Source organism: Microtetraspora malaysiensis (genome assembly GCF_050947145.1).
Lineage (GTDB): Bacteria > Actinomycetota > Actinomycetes > Streptosporangiales > Streptosporangiaceae > Microtetraspora_A > Microtetraspora_A malaysiensis.
In genome coordinates, this window is the sequence record NZ_CP191998.1 from 2,672,877 (window position 1) to 2,692,415 (window position 19,539).

A 19,539-nucleotide genomic window follows, 5' to 3' on the forward strand; every position below is an offset into this window, starting at 1 on the left:
GGCTACGCGTCGCCCGTCGCCCGATCGGCGTCGGGCCTGATCGGGACGGAGATCCGCTCCACCCGGACGGACTGGACCTCGTCGCGCGACACGACGACCTCGTAGGCGCCATGGTCCACCAGCCAGTAGCCCAGCGCCTCGGCGCGCACGCCGCTGTGTCCCGCGTAGGCGATGTGCAGCCCCGGCACGTCGCCTGTGTCGTCCTCGTCCAGGACCACGCAGGGCTCGCCCCCGTACGTGCCGACCGTGCGGAGCAGGGTGAGCCACTCCAGCTCGGCGCGGGGGACCTGGCGCCGCCAGTACCCCGCGGCCTGCGTGAAGCCCTCCTCCGGCGACTCGCTGAACAGGACCACATCGTCGTTGTCCGGACCGATGGCGGCGGCGTACGCCTGGCCACGGTGGCCGGCGACGAAGCCCAGCCCGACCGGCTCGATGTCACTCATGACCCGTCCCGCTCCGTAGTCGTGGTGGATGCCCTTGTGAATGCCGGGGAAAGCCGCCGCGTCCGCGTGATGCCGCGGCGCCCGTGACAGCGCCCGGTCATAGGGCCGGTCACGCGGCGGGTCGCCAGGACAGGCCGTCATACCGGGCGAAGATCCGCTCCCCGCTCCCGGTCAGGTGGATGATCTCGGCCCCGGCGGGGATCGGCATCGGCATCGTGTGGAACTGCGGCACCGCGCTGTCCTGCGACGTGGTGTATCCGTTGCCGGCGAACGGTGGTGCATCGTTCCAGTCCCCGCCCCTGTGCGGGGCGTACGGGACGACGTAACTGTCCGTGTCGCGCGCCCGCCAGCGCATGATGTACAGCTCGGGCACCCCCGGCACCAGGTCGGACCCCTCGAACTGCAGGTCCAGGGCGGCGACCAGCGCCGCCGGCGTGGTGAACCGGTCGCAGTCCCGCACGCGGTACACGTATCCGGAGATGATCGTCCGTTTTCCCGACAGGCACGGCACGAGCAGCCGCGGCGGGATCACCTTCTGCATCGGCGTTCTGGGTCCCGGCTCGGTCATGACCGACAGTTTACGATCCGGGCGCGGCCTCGCCCGGCGGGCGGGAGAAAATGTCCGCCCGCCGGTGCAGCAGCGAGGGGACCGTGGCGCGCACCTCGGCGCCGAACGCCTGATCGATCTCCACCGTCCGCACGGCGCGCCCGGGGCCGAGGTCGTGCCGTACGACGCCGAGGGGGTCGACCAGCATGCTGCGGCCCACCCCGAAGCCGTCCGAGGCGGAGGGGTTGGGCGCCTGGCCGACCGCGACCGTCCACGTGGTGTTCTCGATGGCGCGGGCCCGGACGAGGGTCGCCCAGTGCTCCTCCTTCATCGGGCCCGACCCCCAGGCGGCGATGACCGCGAACGTGTCCGCGCCCGCGTCGACCAGCGCCCTGGCCAGCTCGGGGAACCGGACGTCGTAGCAGGTGATCAGCCCGACGCGGAGCCCGGCCAGCTCGACCACCACGGGCGCGTCGCCGGCGACGACCAGGTCGGACTCGCGGGCGCCGAACGAGTCGAAGAGGTGGATCTTCCGGTAGGCGGCCTTCAGCTCGCCCTCCTCGGAGATCGCCACGGCCGTGTTGCGCACGCGGCCGTCTCCCGGCTCGAACGTCCCGGCGATGACGGCGGTACGGAACTCCCGCGCCGCGTCGGCCAGCCCCGTCACGAACGGGCCGTCCAGCGGCTCCGCCGTCTCGGTCACCCCCCGGCCGAACCGGGTCAGCGTGGCCTCGGGGAACACCGCCAGCTCGGCGTCCCCGGCCTCCGCGAGCGCCTCACGTGCGGCTTCGAGGTTCGTCTTCGGGTCATGGGAGATCGGGATCTGGCACAGGGCTACGCGTGTCACGGCTCTCAGTCTGCCCGCGCGGGTGGGGTTCCCGCCATGCCTGGGGCGGTTGTCCACAGGCTGATCCGGACGGGGCGGGGGCACCCGGTACATTGCCAGCGTGAGAGAGCCTCTGGTGGCACGGATGCGCGAGTTCGGCACGACCGTCTTCGCGACCATGACGAGACTGGCCGTCGAGACCGGTTCGATCAATCTGGGACAGGGCTTCCCGGACACGGACGGTCCCGAGGCGATGCTGGGGCGCGCCGTCGAGGCGATCCGCGGCGGCCTCAACCAGTACCCGCCGGGCCCGGGCGTCCCCGAGCTCAGGCGCGCGGTGTCCGAGCACCAGAAGGAGTACTACGGCCTCGGCTACGACCCGGACGGCGAGGTGCTGGTCACGGTGGGCGCCACCGAGGCCATCGCGGCGACCGTCCTCGCGCTGTGCGAGCCGGGCGACGAGGTGATCGTCTTCGAGCCCTACTACGACTCCTACGCCGCCGCGATCGCGCTGTCGGGAGCCGCGCGCGTCCCCGTGCCGCTGCGCGTGGACGCCGGGCGGTTCACGTTCGACCCCGACGAGCTGGCCGCGGCCGTCGGGCCCCGCACCCGGGCGATCCTCGTCAACTCGCCGCACAACCCCACCGGCACCGTGTTCACCCGCGAAGAGCTCGCCTCCATCGCGGCCCTGTGCGAGGCGCACGACCTGATCGCCATCACCGACGAGGTGTACGAGCACCTCACCTTCGACGGGGTCGAGCACGTCCCGCTCGCGACGTTCCCCGGCATGCGCGACCGCACCGTGACCATCTCGTCCGCGGGCAAGTCCTTCTCCGTGACCGGGTGGAAGGTCGGCTGGGTCTGCGCGCCGTACGCGTTGGTCTCCGCGGTCCAGGCGGTCAAGCAGTTCATGACCTTCACCTCCAGCGCGCCCTGGCAGCTCGCCGTCGCGTACGGCCTGCGGCACGAGATGGAATGGGTGGCCGCCCAGCGGGCGTCCCTCTCGGCCAAGCGCGACCGGCTGACGGAGGGACTGGTCGCGGCCGGCTTCGACGTGCTCCGCCCCGCCGGGACGTACTTCATCCAGGCCGACATCCGGCCGCTCGGGTTCGACGACGGCCTCGCCTTCGTGCGGCAGCTCCCCGAGCGCGTCGGCGTGGTCGCCATCCCCACGCAGGTCTTCTACGACCACTCCGAATACGGCGCGCGGTACGTGCGGTTCGCCTTCTGCAAGCGCGACGACGTAATCGACGAGGCCGTGGACCGTCTCAAGCGCCTCTGATCCTCCCCGGCCTCCACCGCTCTACCGGACCGCTCCACCGCTCTACCGGCCTGCCCGCGGGGCAGGCCGCGGCATGTCGTGCGCCCGTCGACCCGGGCGCGGGCCGGCGGATGGCGATGACCTGACATGTCCGTTGTCCGCCAGACGCACTTGTAGCGTCGTTGGTCTCTCCTTAACGAAGCTTTGCTCTGCCGGTACCGAACCCCCCGTACCGGTAAAGGAGAGCCATCGCACATGCGCATCAGACGTAGTACGGCGCTGCTCAGCGTCGCTATCGCCGCCACGCTCGTCGTGGCCGGCACCGGGAGCGCGTACGCCGAGCCACCGGGTCCCATTGCGGGGGTCACCGGCCTGCCGGCGCCGTCGACCACCACCGTACGGGTCACCCTCATCACCGGTGACCAGGTCACCGTGACCAGCCAGGAGGGCAAGACAGTCTCGGTCGCTGTGACCCCGAACAACCACTCGGGCAACGACCTGCGCACCTTCTCGGTCGGCGATGACGTGTACGTGATGCCGAGGGAGGCCATGTCGCTCGTCGGCTCCGGCCAGGTGGACAAGCGACTGTTCAACGTCACTCAGCTGATCGCCCAGGGCTATGACGACGCGCACAGCGCGTCGATCCCGACGATCGTGGGGTACTCGGAGAACACCGCCAAAAAGGCCGGTGCGCCGAGCGCGCCCAAGGGTGGCAAGGTCACGCGGAGCCTGCCGGGAATCCGCGGCGCGGCCGTCACCGTGGACAAGAAGCAGGGCGACAAGTTCTGGGAGGCCGTCGCCGACGACACCGCCACGGCGGGTACGCCCAAGACCAAGCTCTCGGGCGGCATCCAGCATCTGTGGCTGGACGGCAAGGTAGAGGCGCTGCTCGACAAGAGCGTGCCGCAGATCGGCGCCCCGGACGCCTGGGCGGCCGGGTATGACGGCACCGGCGTCAAGGTCGCGGTGCTGGACACCGGCGCGGACCTGAGCCACCCCGACATCGCCGACCGGATCGTGGAGAGCCAGAGCTTCGTGCCGGGCGAGACCGTGCAGGACGGCCACGGCCACGGCACTCACGTCGCCTCCACGATCGCCGGCTCCGGCGCGGCGTCCGGTGGTAAGTACAAGGGTGTGGCGCCCGGCGCCGAGCTCGCCGTGGGCAAGGTACTCGACAACGACGGCTCCGGCATGGATTCGTGGATCATCGCCGGGATGGAGTGGGCCGCCCACTCGGGCGCGAAGGTCATCTCGATGAGCCTCGGCGGCGGGGCAGGCAGCGACGGCACCGACCCGATGGCCATGGCGGTCAACCGGTTGACCGCGGAGACCGGCGTGCTGTTCACCGTCGCCGCCGGGAACAGCGGACCGGGGCCGGCCACCGTGGGCACCCCCGGCGCGGCCGACGCGGCCTTGACCGTCGGCGCGGTCGACTCCGCCGACGCGGTCACCGACTTCTCCAGCCGCGGCCCCCGTGGGGGCGACGGCGGTCTCAAGCCGGAGATCACCGCCCCCGGCTACAAGATCGTCGCAGCCCGTGCGAGCGGCACCACCATGGGCACGCCGGTGGACGACAAGTACACCACCGCGAGCGGCACGTCCATGGCCACGCCGCACGTGGCCGGCGCCGCCGCGATCCTCGCCCAGGAGCACCCGGACTGGACCGCGGCGCGGTTGAAGAGCCAGCTGATCAGCACGGCGAAGACGACCGCCGACGCGTCGGTGTATGACCAGGGCGCCGGTCGGGTCGACCTGACCCGAGGCGTCCGGCAGGTGGTCTCCGGGTCGGGCGTGGTCGACTTCGGCCTGATGGACTGGGACTCCGCCGGGCATCCGGTCACCAAGCAGATCGGCTATGTCAACGATGCGGACCAGCCGGTCACGCTCACGCTGGCGGCCAAGGGCGCGGGCGCGGACCTGCCGGCCGGGACACTCACGCTCGGCGCGGAGACGGTGACCGTGCCGGCGCACGGCTCCGCCGAGGTGCCGGTCACCGTGGACACGGCCGGTGTGGCGGAGGGGCCGCACAGCGCGCACGTCACCGCCACCTCGGCCGACGGCCAGGCGGTCGTGGCGACCGCGGTCGGCTTCGTCAGGGACGTGGAACGCTTCGACGTCACGTTCAAGCTGACCGGCCGGGACGGCAAGCCGGCCACCGGCTTCGCTTCCGTGCTCGACTACGACTTGGAGAATTTGCACTTTCCGGAGGAGCTCTACCCCGGTGACGACGGCACGGTCGCGGTGCGGCTGCCGCGCGGCGAGCACACCTTCGGGGTGGAGATGTCCGACTACCGCGCCGACTGGCGCCTCTCGGAGTTCACCTACGGCGCGGAGCCGAACATCATCATCGATGGTCCCCAGACCATCACGTTCGACGGCAGCACGGCCGGCCCGGTCACCATGACCACCCCGAAGCCGACCCAGACGAACAGGGTCCGGGTGGGTCTGGCCACGCGGCACTCGGTGGACGCGAAGAGGTACGGCCACGAGGTGCATCTCGGCGGTGAGACGCAGGTCTATTCCATCCCCTCGCAGCGGGAGAACGACCACTTCGAGTCGCGCGTCGGGTGGGACCTCACCGCGCCGGACGTCCAGGCGCAGATCGTCGGCCCCGGTGGGGGGCCGATCGAGCCGATGTACTTCCGTGGCTGGGGAGGCTCGCCGCGGATCGACGGCACGCTGACGCTGCCCGTGGTGAACGCCGGCACCGGCCGGCCGGAGGAGTACGCCGGGAAGTCCGTCAAGGGCGGCCTGGCACTGGTGAAGCGCAGCGACGACCTCACCGAGATGCAGCAGGTCGACAACGCCGCGGCGGCCGGGGCACGCGCGATCATCGTTTACGACTACTTCGACACCGCTGACGGCTGGCTTGGCGAAACCTGGAACCGCGAGGACACCCCGATCCCGGCGATGACCCTCTCCGGCGCGCAGGGCGCCCGGCTGGCGGCGCTGGCCGGCAAGGCCAAGGTCCAGTTCAAGGGGACGGTGGCGAACCCGTACACCTACACGCTGATGAAGTATCGGCAGGGCGGCATCCCCGCCGACCAGCGCTACCAGGTGCGCGACAACGAGCTCGCCACGGTCCAGTCGACGTTCCACGCCTCGGCGCCCGGCACGGAGGCCTCCTACGGCCGGACGTTGCACTCGCCGATGCAGAGCATGGCGTACCCGGTGACCGAGCGGACCGTCATCCCGCGGCCCCCCCTCACCGAATATGTCACGGCCGGCCTCGAGTCAGCCGAGCTCCTGCGGATGGGTGGCGTGTGGGAGGCCGTGCCGGCCTCGGAGACGACCGGGTGGACGGTGCTCAAGGCCGGTCAGCGGGTGTCCCGTGACTGGAACAAGGCGGTCGTCCGTACGGCGCTGGCGGGTGAACACGGAAGGGCGGCCATCCGGGCAGGCGACGTCGCCGCGATGAACGTGAGCGGGTTGTCCGACACGGCGCCCAACCAGTTCAGCGTGGGCTCTGCCAGCGGGGACCAGGTGTTCGCCATGGTGTATCAGGACGGACAGGCGCTCGGGTCCGCGAAGTCGACGGGCTTCGCCTGGCCGGCCGTGCCGGAGCGCGCCGAGTACCGGGTGGTGCTCGACGTGCAGCGGGACCAGCCGTGGTGGACGACCTCGACCAAGGTGAACACCGATTGGACGTTCCACTCCGAGCATGCCGAGGGCGAGACACAGCTGCCGGTCATTTCGGTCGATTATGACGTCGATGTCGACCAGACCAACAGCGCCTCGGTGAACGGCCCGCTCCGTGTCGGGCTCGGTATGCGCTACCTGAAGGGCATGGCCAACCCCCGGATCACGGAGGCGAAGCTGTGGACCTCCTACGACGACGGCGCCACCTGGCAGCAGGTGGAGATCAGCTCCGCCGGTGACGCGGCCTTCACCGGCACGATCAAGAACCCCAAGTCCGCCAAGGCGGGTGGGTTCGTCTCGCTGCGGGTGCAGGCCGGTGACGCGGACGGTAACACGGTCCTCCAGACCGTGACCCGCGCGTACCAGCTGCGGTAGTAGCCAGATCCGGATGGGCCGGGGCGCCTCCGTCCGCTCGGCGGGCGGGGGCGCCCTGTGCCATTCGGATCGGCTCACATCGGGATCATGCCGGACTGGGCGGCGTACCAGGCGAGTTGCATACGGCTGTGGGTGCCGGCCAGTTTCATGAGCCGGCGGATCCTCCTCTGCACGGTGCGTTCGCTGGTGCCGAGCCGGCTGGCCACCATCTTGTCCGGCATGCCGGACAAGAGATATGTCATCAGCGTCACGTCGACGTCGTCCCACGCGGGAACCCCCTCGGTGATACCCGCGGCAGTGAGTTGCAGGGGCGTCGCGGCCTGCCAGACCCGCTCAAAGAGTGCCACCAGCATGTGGACCAGGGCCTGCCCCCGGACCAGGAGGAATCCGGGATGGACGCTCGTCTGGTCGGGCAGCGTCGGCAGCAGCACCGCCTCCCGATCCACGATGATCATTTTGCCGGGCAGCTCGGGAGCGATCCTGACCCCGAACCCGCGCTTGAGAAATTTGCCGATGCCGGCCGGCGTTCGCGGATGATCGAGAGCCGCGCGCTCGTACACGTATCGGTAGCTGACCTGCGCGTTGGTGGAATCGTCGGGGTCGACGTCGAGTACATACGGGAGCCGGAAGAGGTTCAGCACTTCTCGTTTGGCGCCGCGCTCCATGATGTTCAGCCAGGTGGTGACCTGCTCCGGCGTGGTGAGCACCTCTACCTCACCCGCGGTCGCGGCGGCTCCCGTCCGGTAGACCTCCGCCAGGTCCGCCAGTGCGCCCTGGACCTGTTGCAACGCGGCCTGTCGTTGCGCGATCAGAGTGCCGAGCCCGATGTCGGGTGGTACGACCACGTGCATGCCGCTGTGGTCTCGGGTGGCCAAGCCGAGCGCGACCAGCCGGGCCAGGGCGGCCGTCACGACCGGAATCGGCATGTCCAGCACCTTGGCCGCGTCACCGGCCGTCGCCTGGCGGCGTCGCAGCAGCTCGACGTAGACGGCCTCCTCCTGCTCGCTGATCCCCAGCCCATTCAGCATCTTCCATCACTTTCTGCCCAAATCGCGACATACGTCCCGGCGCTTACTATGCATCGTGACTAACGATCAGCGACAGGGCAGTCGACGGCAGGACCGCTCGCGTGCGACCCGGCCTGCGGAGATCCTGACCGCCTTGGCGGTCGGAGCGGGATTCGGCGCGGCAACGTCCCTCATGAACGCCCTCTCCCACAGCGAAGCCGACCTGGAAAGCCGTGCCTATGCCACCAGCGGGTGGTCGATCGCGGAAATCATGAGCCTGCTGCTCGACTCCGGCTGGGCGTGGGCGGGTTTGGCGGTCGCGGTGGGATGGCTGGTCACCCGCGCCAGGGCGAGCCGTCCCAGTGCACTGGCGCAGGGCGCCGCCGCCGGTGCGCTGGCCCTGCTTGCGGCCACGGCCGCCTACGGCATCGCGGATGGCATCCGTAACGGTGGGCAGTTGTCCGAGTCGCCCGTGTGGTGGGTCGCCAGTGTCGTCCTCGGAGCGCCCCTGGGTGCCGTCGGTGCGTGCGTCAGGCGACCGGGAGCGATCGGTTTGCTCGCGAGACTGACCGTGCCGGTCGGCGCCGCCGTACAGATGGTCGTGCTCCCGCCCGGCAGGAACGAGGTGGTCCAGACCATAGGGAGGACGGTCGTGTGGACGGCGGCTGCCGTGAGCGTCGGCTTCATCGTCGTCCGCTTCCTCCTCGTGGAACGACGCCGGCGCTCTTCGGCGGCCGCGGAGTCGCCGTAGGAGGAGTCCGGGTGCCGGGATGTCAGACGAGGCGGACGGGGAGGCGCTTGGCGCGGACCGCGGACCGTACGGCGTCGGCCATCCGGGCGTACTCACTGGCGCGCGGGGACGTGGCGCGATAGGCGAGGCCGATGCGGCGGCCCGGAGGGCGCGCGAACCGGCGCAGCGCGATGCGCACCCGCTTGCCGGTCTCGACCGGCACCGCGAGTTCCGGGAGGAGGGTCACGCCGAGGCCGCCCGCCACGAGCTGGACCAGCGTGGGAAGGCCCGCCGCGTAGGTGGTCATCGTGGCCTTCGTGCCGACCTCGCGGCAGACGTCGATGGCCTGCTCCCGGAGGCAGTGGCCCTGGTTGAGAAGCACGATGTCGAGCCCTTTGAGCACGTCGCGGCCGAGCGGCTCGGTGCCCGCGGCGAGCGGGTGGTCGTACGGCAGGGCGAGCAGGAAGTCCTCGTCGTACAGCGGCTTCTCGACCAGGCCGTTGGTGTCGGTGGGCAGGGCGAGCAGCACCATGTCGAGGCGGCCCTCCCGCACCTCTTCGAGGATCGTGTCCGTCTTGGCCTCGTGCACGGTCAGCTTCAGACGGGGGAAGTCCTTGGCGAACATGGGGAGCAGCAGCGGCAGCAGGTAGGGGGCGACGGTGGGAATCACCCCCAGATGGGCGGGGCCGCTGTACGGCTCGCGCGTCTCCGCGACGTCGCTGACCAGCTCGTCGATACCGGCGAGGATCCGGGCGGCGTGCGCGCTCACCCGCTCACCCGCGGGCGTCAGCAGGACCTTCCGGGTCGTACGCTCCAGCAGGCGGGTCTCCAGGATCTCCTCCAGCGCGGACACCGCGCTCGACAGCGCGGGCTGGCTCATGCGCAGGGTCGCGGCCGCCTCCCGGAAGTGGAGATGGTTGGCCACCGCGAGGAAGGCCCGCAGCTGAGCGATGGTGGGCACTGCCTCACTGATAAGGATCACCTCTCAGATTAGTCCGACTGCTCGATTTCTCATATCAATGGTAGATGGGGCACTCTGAGCAGGACAACGTCGTCCTCAGGAAGGTGTCTGACATGCTCACCGTTGGTGACCAGTTCCCCGAATACGAGCTCACCGCCTGCGTCTCGCTGGACGCTGACAGCGCGTTCGAGACCATCCACCACAAGACCTACGAAGGCAAGTGGCGGGTCGTCTTCTTCTGGCCCAAGGACTTCACCTTCGTCTGTCCCACCGAGATCGCTGAGTTCGGCCGTCTGAACGACGAGTTCGCCGACCGCGACGCGCAGGTCCTCGGCGTGTCCGTCGACTCCGAGTTCGTGCACCACGCGTGGCGCAAGAACCACCCCGACCTGCGCGACCTCCCCTTCCCGATGCTGTCCGACATCAAGCGCGAGCTGTCCTCCGGGCTCGGCGTCCTCGGCGACGACGGTGTGGCCATGCGCGCGACGTTCATCGTCGACCCGAACAACGAGATCCAGTTCTCGATGGTCACCGCCGGCTCCGTGGGCCGGAACGTGAAGGAGGTCCTGCGGGTCCTCGACGCGCTCCAGTCCGACGAGCTCTGCCCCTGCAACTGGAACAAGGGCGAGGCCACGCTCGACGCCAAGACGCTGCTGGCCGGCTGATGGGGATCGGCAACCTGAAGGATGCCCTGCCGGCGTACGCCAAGGACATCAAGCTCAACCTCGGTTCCCTTGTCACCACGTCGTCGCTGAGCGAGCAGCAGCTCTGGGGGACGCTGCTCGCCACCGCCGTGGCGACGCGGTCGCCGAAGGTCATCACCGAGGTGTCCGCCGAGGCCGCCGACTATCTGTCGGCCGAGGCGTTCACCGCGGCGAAGGCCGCCGCGAGCATCATGGCGATGAACAACGTCTACTACCGGACGACGCACCTCATCGGTGACGAGACGTACACCACGATGCCCGCGAAGCTGAGGATGACGATCATCGGCAACCCGGGTGTCGAGAAGCTCGACTTCGAGCTGTGGAGCCTGGCTGTCAGCGCCATCGGCGGGTGCGGCACCTGCCTGGAGTCGCACGAGAAGGTCGTCCGCAACGCCGGCCTGTCACGTGAGCAGGTCCAGGAGGCCGTCAAGGTCGCGGCGGTGATCAACGCGGTCGCGACGACGCTCGAGGCCGAGGCCGTCTCCGTCGGGGGATGAGGCGGTCAAGCCGCTGAACGCGGCAGAGGACGGAGCGGCCGGGAGCTCGGAAGAGCGCCCGGCCGCTTCGCCGTCTGCCGGGGTAACCGGCTGCTTCGCTTAATGCCGGGGGCAATCGGCCGCTTCGCCTTATGCCGGGAGCAAGCTGTCGGGGGCAAGGCGCGCGGACAGATCACGATAAATCGGGACAGCAGTAGCATGAGCGCCATGCACCCCCCGGCACCGCATACGCCATGGAGTCAGCCGCCCCCACCCGCGGCACCACACACGCCATGGGGTCAGCCGCCCCCACCCGCTCCCCCCGGGGCACCGGCGCATCTCGTCCTCGATGTGAAGCGGCACTGGCTCGGCTTCATGATGGCCGTGATCACACCAAAGATCATGCTCAACGGCCACCAGATGCTCGGCCGGTGGGGCCGCAACATCATCCCGCTTCCTCCCGGTCAGTACCACCTTCACCTCCACCTGCCGTACCTCCTTCCTCCACAGATGGGTCCGGCGGACCTGATGATCTGGCTCCAGCCCGGGATGACGCTCGAACTCGAATACCGGGCCCCCGTGTGGGCCTACTCCCGAGGCGCCCTCGGGCCCGCCCCGCAGCCATGGAACGGAAAGGGCGCCGCGATCGCTCTAACGGCGATCGTGGGGGGCATATTGGCGCTCATGCTGGCGCTGGTCATCTTCGCGGCACTCTCAGTGGGCTGAGGCTCGAGGGCGCTCTGTGGAGCCTGGGCTGTCAGCGCCATCGGCGATGCGGCACCTGCCTGGAGTTCCCCTTTGGCGCGCCGACGGGCCCGAAGGTCAGGTCTGACGGCCGAGCCGACTGGAACCGCGGCCTGGTCGAGATCGCGCCGAGGGCCTGGCGACGAGAACCGGCCCGTGCCACGGTCACCCCTGCGGGTGCCCTCGCCAGATGATCGACGCGCGTTCCGTAATCGAAACCATGGACTGGGCCGGCCTGCACCACGCGTACGGCGAGGCGTCCGACGCGCCGGAGGCCCTCCTGGCACTGCTGAGCGGGGATCCAGAGAGCTGCGGCGCCACTCTCGGCTATCTTGACGCGGCCGTGCTGCACCAGGGCTCGCTCTACCCGGTCATCGCGCCGGCCGCACTGTTCGTCGCCGGCGTCCTTGGCGATGAGCGGACGCTGATCCTCTGCGAGAGCGACCTGCCCTGGGACGACCGCGAGCGGCCGCTGCGGGCCGCGCTGCTGGAGTGGCTCGGCTCCGTGGCCGAGTCGGCCGCCGATTGGGATGACGAGGAAGACGACGAGGACGACGAGGACGAAGGGGGCGAAGGCGACGAGGACGACGAAGCCCGCTCGGCCGCGGCAAGCCAGGCGATCCGGCGCGACCTCTACGCTGCCGTCCTGCCCTTCCTCGACGACGCGGACGATGCGGTGCGCAGGGCGGCGGTCGGTGCCATGGGGCAGCTCATGCTTGCGCCCGAACTCGCCGAGTTCCGAGGCGAGCAGGCCCAGTGGATGCAACGCCTGGCGCACCACCCGACCTCCGCGACCGCCGTGGATCGGGCGGCAGCCGCGCTGACCCTGGGCAACTGGGGCATCGCACCGCAGGCGTTCCTCGCCGACCCGGACCCGTCCGTACGCGCCGCGGCCGCGCTGGCGCCCGCGCTGGACCCGGATCCGCGCGCGCTGGCGGAGATCAGGCGGGCGCTGGTCGATCCCGGCGCGGCGGACGACTGGTTCACCGAGCACCTGCCGCAACTGGATGGAAAGCTCCGGTTCGGGCTGGTCAAGGCGCTGCTGCGTCGGACGCGGGATTTCGAGGAGATCCTGCCCGAAGCTCTGGCGGTGGCCCAGATGACGAGCACCTACACGGTCGACGCCGATTGGGGGCCGTTGCTGAAGCGCGCCTTCACGGAGCGTCACACGCCGGGCCGGCCTCTGACCACGGCGCAGCGGCGGTTCCTCTCCGCGATCGTGGACAACGACGAGTGCTGGAGCGGCGTCGCCAACCCGTTGCTGTGGTTCAGGGACGCCGGTCTGCCGCACAACCGCGAGTCCTTGCGCACGCTGGTCTCCGCCACCTGATCGCGGATCTGCCGGAGAGAGCGCCTGTACCGACGTTGTCCGGTCCGCGTGAGGCAGTCGGCCGGTAGCCGACGACGGCCCTCAGATGGCTTCAGAGCACCGTCGCCCGGTCGGCGGCCCACCCCCTGCAAGCCGGAAGCTGAGGGAAGGTGAGTCCTTCGATGCGAACTCTTCCCGGAAGGTCGGCGGCTGTGGCGCGAAGAGGCCGTTGACTGGGCAGCCCTCGCAGATGAGGATCACAGTCACGGATCGATCCCCGCGGTGACGTCGGCAAGGGAATCGGATGCCAAGGCCGGTCATTGAGGACGATCCGCCGGAATGCGCGATGTTCGTAGAGCCTGCCGAAACCGCTGGATATCAGCCGAACAGGGATATAGCCCCCTGTCGGGGCTTATGTGACAGGAAGGGGCCATTGCCCAATGGGAAGAAAGCTCTTCGACGTGGTCTTTCGCGGCTATGACCGCCGACAGGTAGACGCGATATGGGCAAGGGTCGACGCAAACGCGATCACCCGTGACGAGGTACGTGAAGCAGCTTTCGATGTGGTCGTCCGCGGTTATGACCGGCATCAGGTGCATGCCGCCCTGGCTGACGTGGTCAAGACCTTCGAAGAGAGGTCGGAAGGGTAGCAGCCGAAGTCTCGCCCGTCATGCACGCAGCCGCGTTCGCGATGGTCGCCCCGCCATGACGCATTGGACCAGGAGGCGCCTGCCGTGAACGGTCAACCGGGCGGCAGGCCACTTCCCGGTAGGCGCTCCACGGCGTTGGCATAGCCGTCGTCCACCCCTACCAGGCCGACACGCGGAAACACTCCGCGGATACCGGGCAGAACCCGGACGTGCCCGCCCGGCCCTACGGCGAGGCCGAGTACACCACCACCCGCAAGAACAAGCCGATCGTGTCCACCAGCAGGTGCCGCTCACGATCCCGCACCTGCTTGCGTGTCATGGCCGATCCGTTCGGCCCTCGTGGTTCTCGGCGGACGGTGAGCCCGGGGCGGGGGCAGCGGGTCGCGGCCGCCCGCACGGACCATCGTCGCGCCCCTCAGTTGCACGGGTCCGTCACCGTGACCCGCAGATGCACGGATCCGTGGCCGCGCCCCCAGCCGCAGGCCCCGTTCCGGCAGTGTGGCGGCGCCCCTCGCGAATACCCACCAAACGGAATGTCGTACACAGCGGTCACAAATGGTGCAAGTGTGACTACTTAGAGTTGTCTATCGAACGCGTGAACGATATCCTCGCAGAGGGTCGGCCGTCAGACCGGGAGGGGAGGTGCGCAGAGATGATGCTTTCGGGTGGCGTGCTGCTGTCGCGCCGACCGGAGGACGCTCCTCCATCCCGACCGTCTGACGCGCCTGCGATGTCCCCGCGACGGCGGCGTGGGCCCAGGCGGCACACGCCGTTCATCGGATCGGATCGTTTCTCCGGTGACTCCTACGGTGCGGTGCTTCTCGACCGCGCTCGCAGCGCCGGGCTCCTCGATCACGCCAGCGGCTCCGGCGACCGCGGAGGAGCCTCTGATCCCGCCCCGCACGACCCGGCGCGGGCCGAGGGGCGAGTTGCGCGGAGCGGTGAGCCGGGCGACACGGTGCGCTCTGACGGGCGAGGTGGGCGATGCGGTGATCCGGAGACGACGCACTCCTGGGCTCGGCGGCTGCTCGGCCTCCCGGAGGCGGCAGGAGACCAGAAGCCTGACGGCGGCGGACGGCCTTCAAGTCCAGCGCGATCGCCGATCGCCTCCGCTTTTCCAGGGACCGCCTGCCCTGGCGAGCGGACAGCCGAGCCAAGGGAAAAGGCCGACGGAGGGGGCGGGCCGGAGCGTCCCGGGAGAGAAAGCGGTGCTCTTTCCGGTCGGGACGAGCTACCGCGGCCCGGGTGCGACCGTGGTGACCTGTCGGCCTGGGATGGGATCTGGCAAGGCCGCCGCCCCACCCAGGAGGAGCCGTCCGCGAACCGTCCCCTGCGTGCCGGTCGGGATGATCGGCAGCAGAGCGGCAGGGACCAGCAGGGCAAGGACCGGCGGGGCCGGGGCCGCTGGGACTCGGCAAGGAAGTGACGCTCGGCGCGGTGACCGGTGGGCGGGTGGTGATGCTGCCGCCGATGGCCGGGGCGCTGATGGCCGGGGTATCGGTGATGCTGGCCCGGCCGCTGGTGGTGGCCGCCGGGGCGCTGGTCGGGATGGCCAGGACGCTGTCGGCCGGGGCGCTACCACCGACCGCCGAGACACTGACGGCCAGGGCATCGGCGGTGATGGGCAGGACGGTGCGGGCCCGGATGCTGCTGGTGGTGATAGCCGGGTAGCGGACTGGCCCGATCTGAACCTGGCCGGACGCGACGTCATAGACCTGCTCGCCCGTGCCGAGCGGCTGGCCGCGGCTGCGGGAAAGGTGCCGGGCGAGACCGTGGCCGGCGCTGGGGCTGAGACCGAGACTGGCGCTGGGGCCGGTGTTGGCGGCGAGACTGGTGCCGGTGCCGGTGCCGAGGTTGAGGTGGTGATGGCGGAGATCGTCGCCCTGGCGCGGGCGATCGATCTGGCCGAAGCCGCGATCGCTACCCGCCTCCCGATAGCCGAAGCGGGTAAAGGCCACCACCTGTTCGGGCGGCGGTCGATCGGAGCATGGCTGGCAGCAGCCACCGGTTCACGCACCGCCCGCGCCGGAGAACGCGTCACACTCTCCCGGCAACTGCCGCGCCTGCCCCGCACCGCTGGTCTGTTCGCCTCGGGCCGGTTGTCCTACGGGTATGCGGCGACGATCGCGTCCGCCACCCGCCACCTGGACGACGCCGAAACCGAACTGGCGGAACCGATCCTGGTCCAGTTGGCACAAGCGTCGGCGTCCACGGTCGAGGACGTGGCCCGCGCCGGCCAGACCATCATCGAGACCATCGACCCGCAGGGGAAGCTGGCGCGGGCGGCGGCCAAGACCGAACGCCAGCACCTGACGATCTCCGACACCGCCGATGGGGTGGGCCGCCTGCGCGGGCTGCTCGACCCAGAACTGAAGATGCAGCTGAAAACCTGGCTGGAACCGCTGGCGGCCAAAACCGACAGCACCGACCTGCGCAACCACGGCCGCCGCATGGCCGACGCCCTCGCCATCCGCCTATCGCAGGGCGGCAGGCGCACCGTGATGCACGTGTCCGTCACCGAGCAAACCCTGACCGGCCAATCGGAAGAACCGGCCTACCTGGAGGACGGCACGGCTATCCCGGCCGAGGATGCGCGCCGGATGGCCTACACCGCCGAACTCCGCAGGGTGCTCCGCGACACCGACGGCATCGTGAAGGACTTCGGACGGGCACGCCGCCTGGCCTCGGCCGACCAGCGGGAAACGATCCTGGCCACGTACCGGACCTGCTGCCGCGAAGGATGCGACATCCCCGCCTACCTGGCCGAGATCGACCACATCGAACCCTGGTACCCGACCGGCCGCACCAACCTGAACAACCTCGCACCGCTGTGCGCGGCGGACAACAAATGGAAGTCCCGCCACCCCGACCGGGTAGAAGTGATCGATCAAGGGGACGGGACCGTGTCGATGCGGTTCTACCGGTATTCCAAGCTCCGCCCCCGACGCTGGACCGACAGACGGTAACCAACCATCACTGAACAACAATTCCCGCGATCCGTGGTCAGTGATCCGCGGTCGGTGATCCGCGACCCGCGAACGGCGAGCCGCGATTCCTCATCCATGATCGGCAAGCCATCCAGCCGTGATCGACGAGCTTGATCGCGGCGACCACCCGGTGATCAGGCCCCACCCACGAGCCGGCCCGGCAGCATGCCCGAACTCCACGCGCCAAGGCCCCACACGCCGGGGCCCCATGCGCCGGGGCCCCATGCGCCGGGGCCCCACGCGCCAAGGCCCCACACGCCGGGGCCCCATGCGCCGGGGCCCCACACGACAAGGCCCCACACGCCGGGGCGTCCGCGTGCAGGACCCCCATGTGCGGTGAGCCAGGTATGGGGCCCGAACACGGAGGCCCGGGGTCGCCCTCTGACATGGCGGCGAGGCTCGTGTGCGCAAGGCTTGCCGAAGGATGGGTCGCCGATGGGCGATAGTCGCCAATGAAGCCCGGTCCCCAGCTGGATAGTTTCGCGATGTGGGCGAACGCGTACTGATCGCACTGGGCGGAAACGCCATGACGTCTCCCGAGGGGAGCGCGTCGCCGGAGGACCAGCGCCAGGCGGTTGAGCAGGCCATGACGCACGTCGCCGCGCTCATCCGGGCCGGGCACGAGGTGATGTTGACGCACGGGAACGGCCCGCAGGTCGGCAACATCCTGCTCAAGAACCAGCTCGCCGCGCACGTCCTGCCGCCGGTGCCGCTGGACTGGTGCGTGGCCCAGACGCAGGGCACGATCGGCGTCCTCATCATGAACGCGCTGGAGCGCGCGCTCGCGCCGCGGCCCGCCCGGGTGGCCACCGTGGTGACCCGCACCCTGGTCGACCGGGACGACCGGGCGTTCGCCGATCCGGTGAAGCCGATCGGGCAGTACTTCGCCGAAGACGACGCCCGCCGCTTCGAGAAGCTGGGGCAGAGCTGGAAGCGACTCGAGCGCGGCTGGCGCAGGGTCGTCGCCTCGCCTGAGCCGATCGAGATCCTCGACGCCGCGCCGGCGATCGCCCTGATGGAGGCGGGTTACATCGTGGTCACGGCCGGAGGGGGCGGCGTGCCGGTCGTCCGCGCGCCGGACGGGACCCTGGAGGGCGTCGAGGCCGTCATTGACAAGGACCTCGCCGCCGCCGCGCTGGCGAGAGCCGTACGGGCGTCGGCGCTGGTCATCGCGACGGACGTCCCGGGCGCGGTCGCCGGTTACGGCACGCCCGCCGCCCGGCCGATCGGGAAGGTCGGCCTCGGCGAGTTGCGGCTGCTCCAGGCCGCCGGGCACTTCGCGAGCGGCAGCATGGGGCCAAAGGTGGAGGCCGCGTTGCGCTTCGTCGCGGGCGGCGGGCGGCGAGCCGTGATCACCTCGCTGGAGCACATCGGCACGGCCCTCGAGGAGCCCGCCGGAGCGATCGGGACGATCCTCGAGAAGTGAGCCACGCCCCGGGCGGCCTCGGCCCGACCACGACAACGACCGTGACAGTTGGGTACGACGCCGGACGCGGTCCCCGTTCCCGACCCGGAACCGCCGCCGACAACAGACCCGGAACCGCCGACAACAGAGCCGACGAAGCCGACGACGAAGCCGACGACAGAGCTGACGAAGACGACAACAGACCCGGAACTGCCGATGACAGAGCCGACGACGAAGCCGCCGACGACGAAGTCCACGACAGAAGCGCCGAAGACAGAGCGAGACGTCCGAGCCAGACAACGAAAGGTGCAGGAGATGCCGGATCCGATCGAGGTACGCAAGGTCGCCATCGAGAGCGTCACCGACGCCTCCGGGCTCGCGAAGCTGATCGACGACGGAGTGATCGAGGCCGACCGCGTGCTCGCGGTGATCGGCAAGACCGAGGGCAACGGCGGTGTGAACGACTACACCCGCATCCTCGCCGACCGCGCCTTCCGCGAGGTCCTGGTCAGCAAGGGGACGCGGACCGAGGAGGAGGCCAGGCAGGTGCCGCTCGTCTGGTCCGGCGGCACCGACGGCGTGCTCAGCCCCCACGCCACGATCTTCGCGACGGTCGACCCGGCGACCGCCGTACCGACCGACGAGCCGCGGCTCAGCGTCGGCGTGGCGATGAGCGAGGTGATTCTTCCCGAGGACATCGGCCGTCCGGCCATGGTGGAGAAGGTCGCCAGGGGAGTCCGTGAGGCGATGAAGATCGCGGGCATCGACGACCCGGCCGACGTCCACTACGTGCAGACTAAGACGCCGCTGCTGACGCTCGCGACCATCACCGACGCCAAGGAACGCGGCCACACGGTCGCCACCGAGGACACCCTCAAGTCGATGGACATCTCCAACTCCACGACGGCGCTCGGCATCGCGGTCGCGCTCGGGGAGATCGAGATGCCGACGGCCGAGCAGATCCACAAGGACCTGTCCCTGTATTCGTCGGTGGCCTCGTGCTCGTCCGGCGTCGAGCTCGACCAGGCGCAGATCGTCGTCGTGGGCAACGTGCGCGGCATCGGCGGGCGTTACCGCGCCGGCCACTCCGTGATGAGGGACGCGCTGGACGCCGACGGCATCTGGGAGGCGATCCGCGACTCGGGCATCGAGCTGCCGGAGCGGCCGCACCCGAGCGACCTCGGCGGACGGCTGGTCAACGTCTTCATGAAGTGCGAGGCCGACCCCTCCGGGCGGGTGCGCGGCCGCCGCAACATCATGCTGGACGACTCCGACGTGCACTGGCACCGCCAGATCAAGGCCACGGTCGGCGGCGTCGCGGCGGCCGTGACCGGCGACCCGGCGATCTTCGTGTCGGTCGCGGCGGTCCACCAGGGGCCCTCCGGCGGCGGCCCCGTCATCGCCATCGCCGACCTTTCCTGATCGAGAACCCGTGCCCCCTCCGACCGGTGTGAGGAGGGGGCATGGGGGCGGGT

The 19,539-nt window shown here is 70.1% G+C and carries 17 protein-coding genes; 12 read left to right on the top strand and 5 right to left on the bottom strand.

Annotation, left to right across the window (positions count from 1 at the left end; genetic code table 11):
• Positions 1–2: 2 nt before the first annotated feature.
• From ACQP1V_RS12870 to ACQP1V_RS12880, 3 genes are all read right to left on the bottom strand, one after another.
• Complete coding sequence (locus tag ACQP1V_RS12870; protein WP_433422367.1) at positions 3–443, bottom strand: hypothetical protein; 441 nt, start codon at positions 441–443, stop codon at positions 3–5.
• A 109-nt stretch (positions 444–552) separates the two neighbouring features.
• On the bottom strand, positions 553–1,011 hold the full coding sequence (locus ACQP1V_RS12875) for a hypothetical protein (protein ID WP_245658232.1): 459 nt from the start codon (positions 1,009–1,011) through the stop codon (positions 553–555).
• A 10-nt stretch (positions 1,012–1,021) separates the two neighbouring features.
• A complete protein-coding gene (locus ACQP1V_RS12880; protein ID WP_387414734.1) occupies positions 1,022–1,837 on the bottom strand; it encodes a carbon-nitrogen hydrolase family protein in 816 nt (271 codons plus the stop codon).
• 100 nt (positions 1,838–1,937) lie between these two features.
• Between ACQP1V_RS12880 and ACQP1V_RS12885 the strand changes: the two genes are divergently transcribed.
• Together ACQP1V_RS12885 and ACQP1V_RS12890 are read left to right on the top strand one after the other, a co-directional pair.
• Positions 1,938–3,098, top strand: coding sequence for a pyridoxal phosphate-dependent aminotransferase (locus tag ACQP1V_RS12885; protein WP_433422368.1), 1,161 nt, complete (start codon positions 1,938–1,940; stop codon positions 3,096–3,098).
• A gap of 234 nt (positions 3,099–3,332) precedes the next feature.
• A complete protein-coding gene (locus ACQP1V_RS12890; protein ID WP_433422370.1) occupies positions 3,333–7,091 on the top strand; it encodes a S8 family serine peptidase in 3,759 nt (1,252 codons plus the stop codon).
• 74 nt (positions 7,092–7,165) lie between these two features.
• Here ACQP1V_RS12890 and ACQP1V_RS12895 read toward each other — a convergent pair whose 3' ends face one another.
• Positions 7,166–8,119: a helix-turn-helix domain-containing protein gene (locus ACQP1V_RS12895; protein WP_433422372.1), complete on the bottom strand. Its 954-nt coding sequence runs from the start codon at positions 8,117–8,119 to the stop codon at positions 7,166–7,168.
• Between the two features lie 133 nt (positions 8,120–8,252).
• Here ACQP1V_RS12895 and ACQP1V_RS12900 point away from each other — a divergent pair, with 133 nt between their 5' ends.
• On the top strand, positions 8,253–8,849 hold the full coding sequence (locus tag ACQP1V_RS12900) for a hypothetical protein (protein WP_433422374.1): 597 nt from the start codon (positions 8,253–8,255) through the stop codon (positions 8,847–8,849).
• A gap of 22 nt (positions 8,850–8,871) precedes the next feature.
• On the opposite strand, the gene ACQP1V_RS12905 is transcribed toward ACQP1V_RS12900, so the two are convergent.
• The gene (locus tag ACQP1V_RS12905; protein ID WP_387414726.1) at positions 8,872–9,789 is read right to left on the bottom strand and encodes a LysR substrate-binding domain-containing protein; all 918 of its coding nucleotides are present in this window, start codon (positions 9,787–9,789) and stop codon (positions 8,872–8,874) included.
• 113 nt (positions 9,790–9,902) lie between these two features.
• Here ACQP1V_RS12905 and ACQP1V_RS12910 point away from each other — a divergent pair, with 113 nt between their 5' ends.
• The 9 genes from ACQP1V_RS12910 (at position 9,903) to ACQP1V_RS12950 (ending at position 19,486) form a co-directional block, all read left to right on the top strand.
• Positions 9,903–10,454, top strand: coding sequence for a peroxiredoxin (locus tag ACQP1V_RS12910; protein ID WP_067131479.1), 552 nt, complete (start codon positions 9,903–9,905; stop codon positions 10,452–10,454).
• The gene (locus ACQP1V_RS12915; RefSeq protein ID WP_067131482.1) at positions 10,454–10,990 is read left to right on the top strand and encodes a carboxymuconolactone decarboxylase family protein; all 537 of its coding nucleotides are present in this window, start codon (positions 10,454–10,456) and stop codon (positions 10,988–10,990) included. The genes ACQP1V_RS12910 and ACQP1V_RS12915 overlap by 1 nt, the downstream gene beginning before the upstream one ends.
• A gap of 330 nt (positions 10,991–11,320) precedes the next feature.
• On the top strand, positions 11,321–11,695 hold the full coding sequence (locus ACQP1V_RS12920) for a hypothetical protein (RefSeq protein WP_433422376.1): 375 nt from the start codon (positions 11,321–11,323) through the stop codon (positions 11,693–11,695).
• A gap of 208 nt (positions 11,696–11,903) precedes the next feature.
• Entirely contained in the window at positions 11,904–13,043 is a 1,140-nt protein-coding gene (locus ACQP1V_RS12925; RefSeq protein ID WP_433422377.1) for a hypothetical protein, read from the top strand.
• A 419-nt stretch (positions 13,044–13,462) separates the two neighbouring features.
• The gene (locus ACQP1V_RS12930; protein ID WP_433422379.1) at positions 13,463–13,672 is read left to right on the top strand and encodes a DivIVA domain-containing protein; all 210 of its coding nucleotides are present in this window, start codon (positions 13,463–13,465) and stop codon (positions 13,670–13,672) included.
• 1,437 nt (positions 13,673–15,109) lie between these two features.
• The gene (locus ACQP1V_RS12935) at positions 15,110–15,343 is read left to right on the top strand and encodes a hypothetical protein (RefSeq protein ID WP_433422382.1); all 234 of its coding nucleotides are present in this window, start codon (positions 15,110–15,112) and stop codon (positions 15,341–15,343) included.
• A gap of 194 nt (positions 15,344–15,537) precedes the next feature.
• Positions 15,538–16,638: a DUF222 domain-containing protein gene (locus ACQP1V_RS12940; RefSeq protein ID WP_433422385.1), complete on the top strand. Its 1,101-nt coding sequence runs from the start codon at positions 15,538–15,540 to the stop codon at positions 16,636–16,638.
• Between the two features lie 508 nt (positions 16,639–17,146).
• Positions 17,147–18,085, top strand: a complete 939-nt coding sequence (locus ACQP1V_RS12945) for a carbamate kinase (RefSeq protein WP_433422387.1) — start codon at positions 17,147–17,149, stop codon at positions 18,083–18,085.
• Positions 18,086–18,379: 294 nt separating this feature from the next.
• The gene (locus tag ACQP1V_RS12950) at positions 18,380–19,486 is read left to right on the top strand and encodes a ring-opening amidohydrolase (RefSeq protein WP_387415310.1); all 1,107 of its coding nucleotides are present in this window, start codon (positions 18,380–18,382) and stop codon (positions 19,484–19,486) included.
• Positions 19,487–19,539 lie beyond the last annotated feature (53 nt).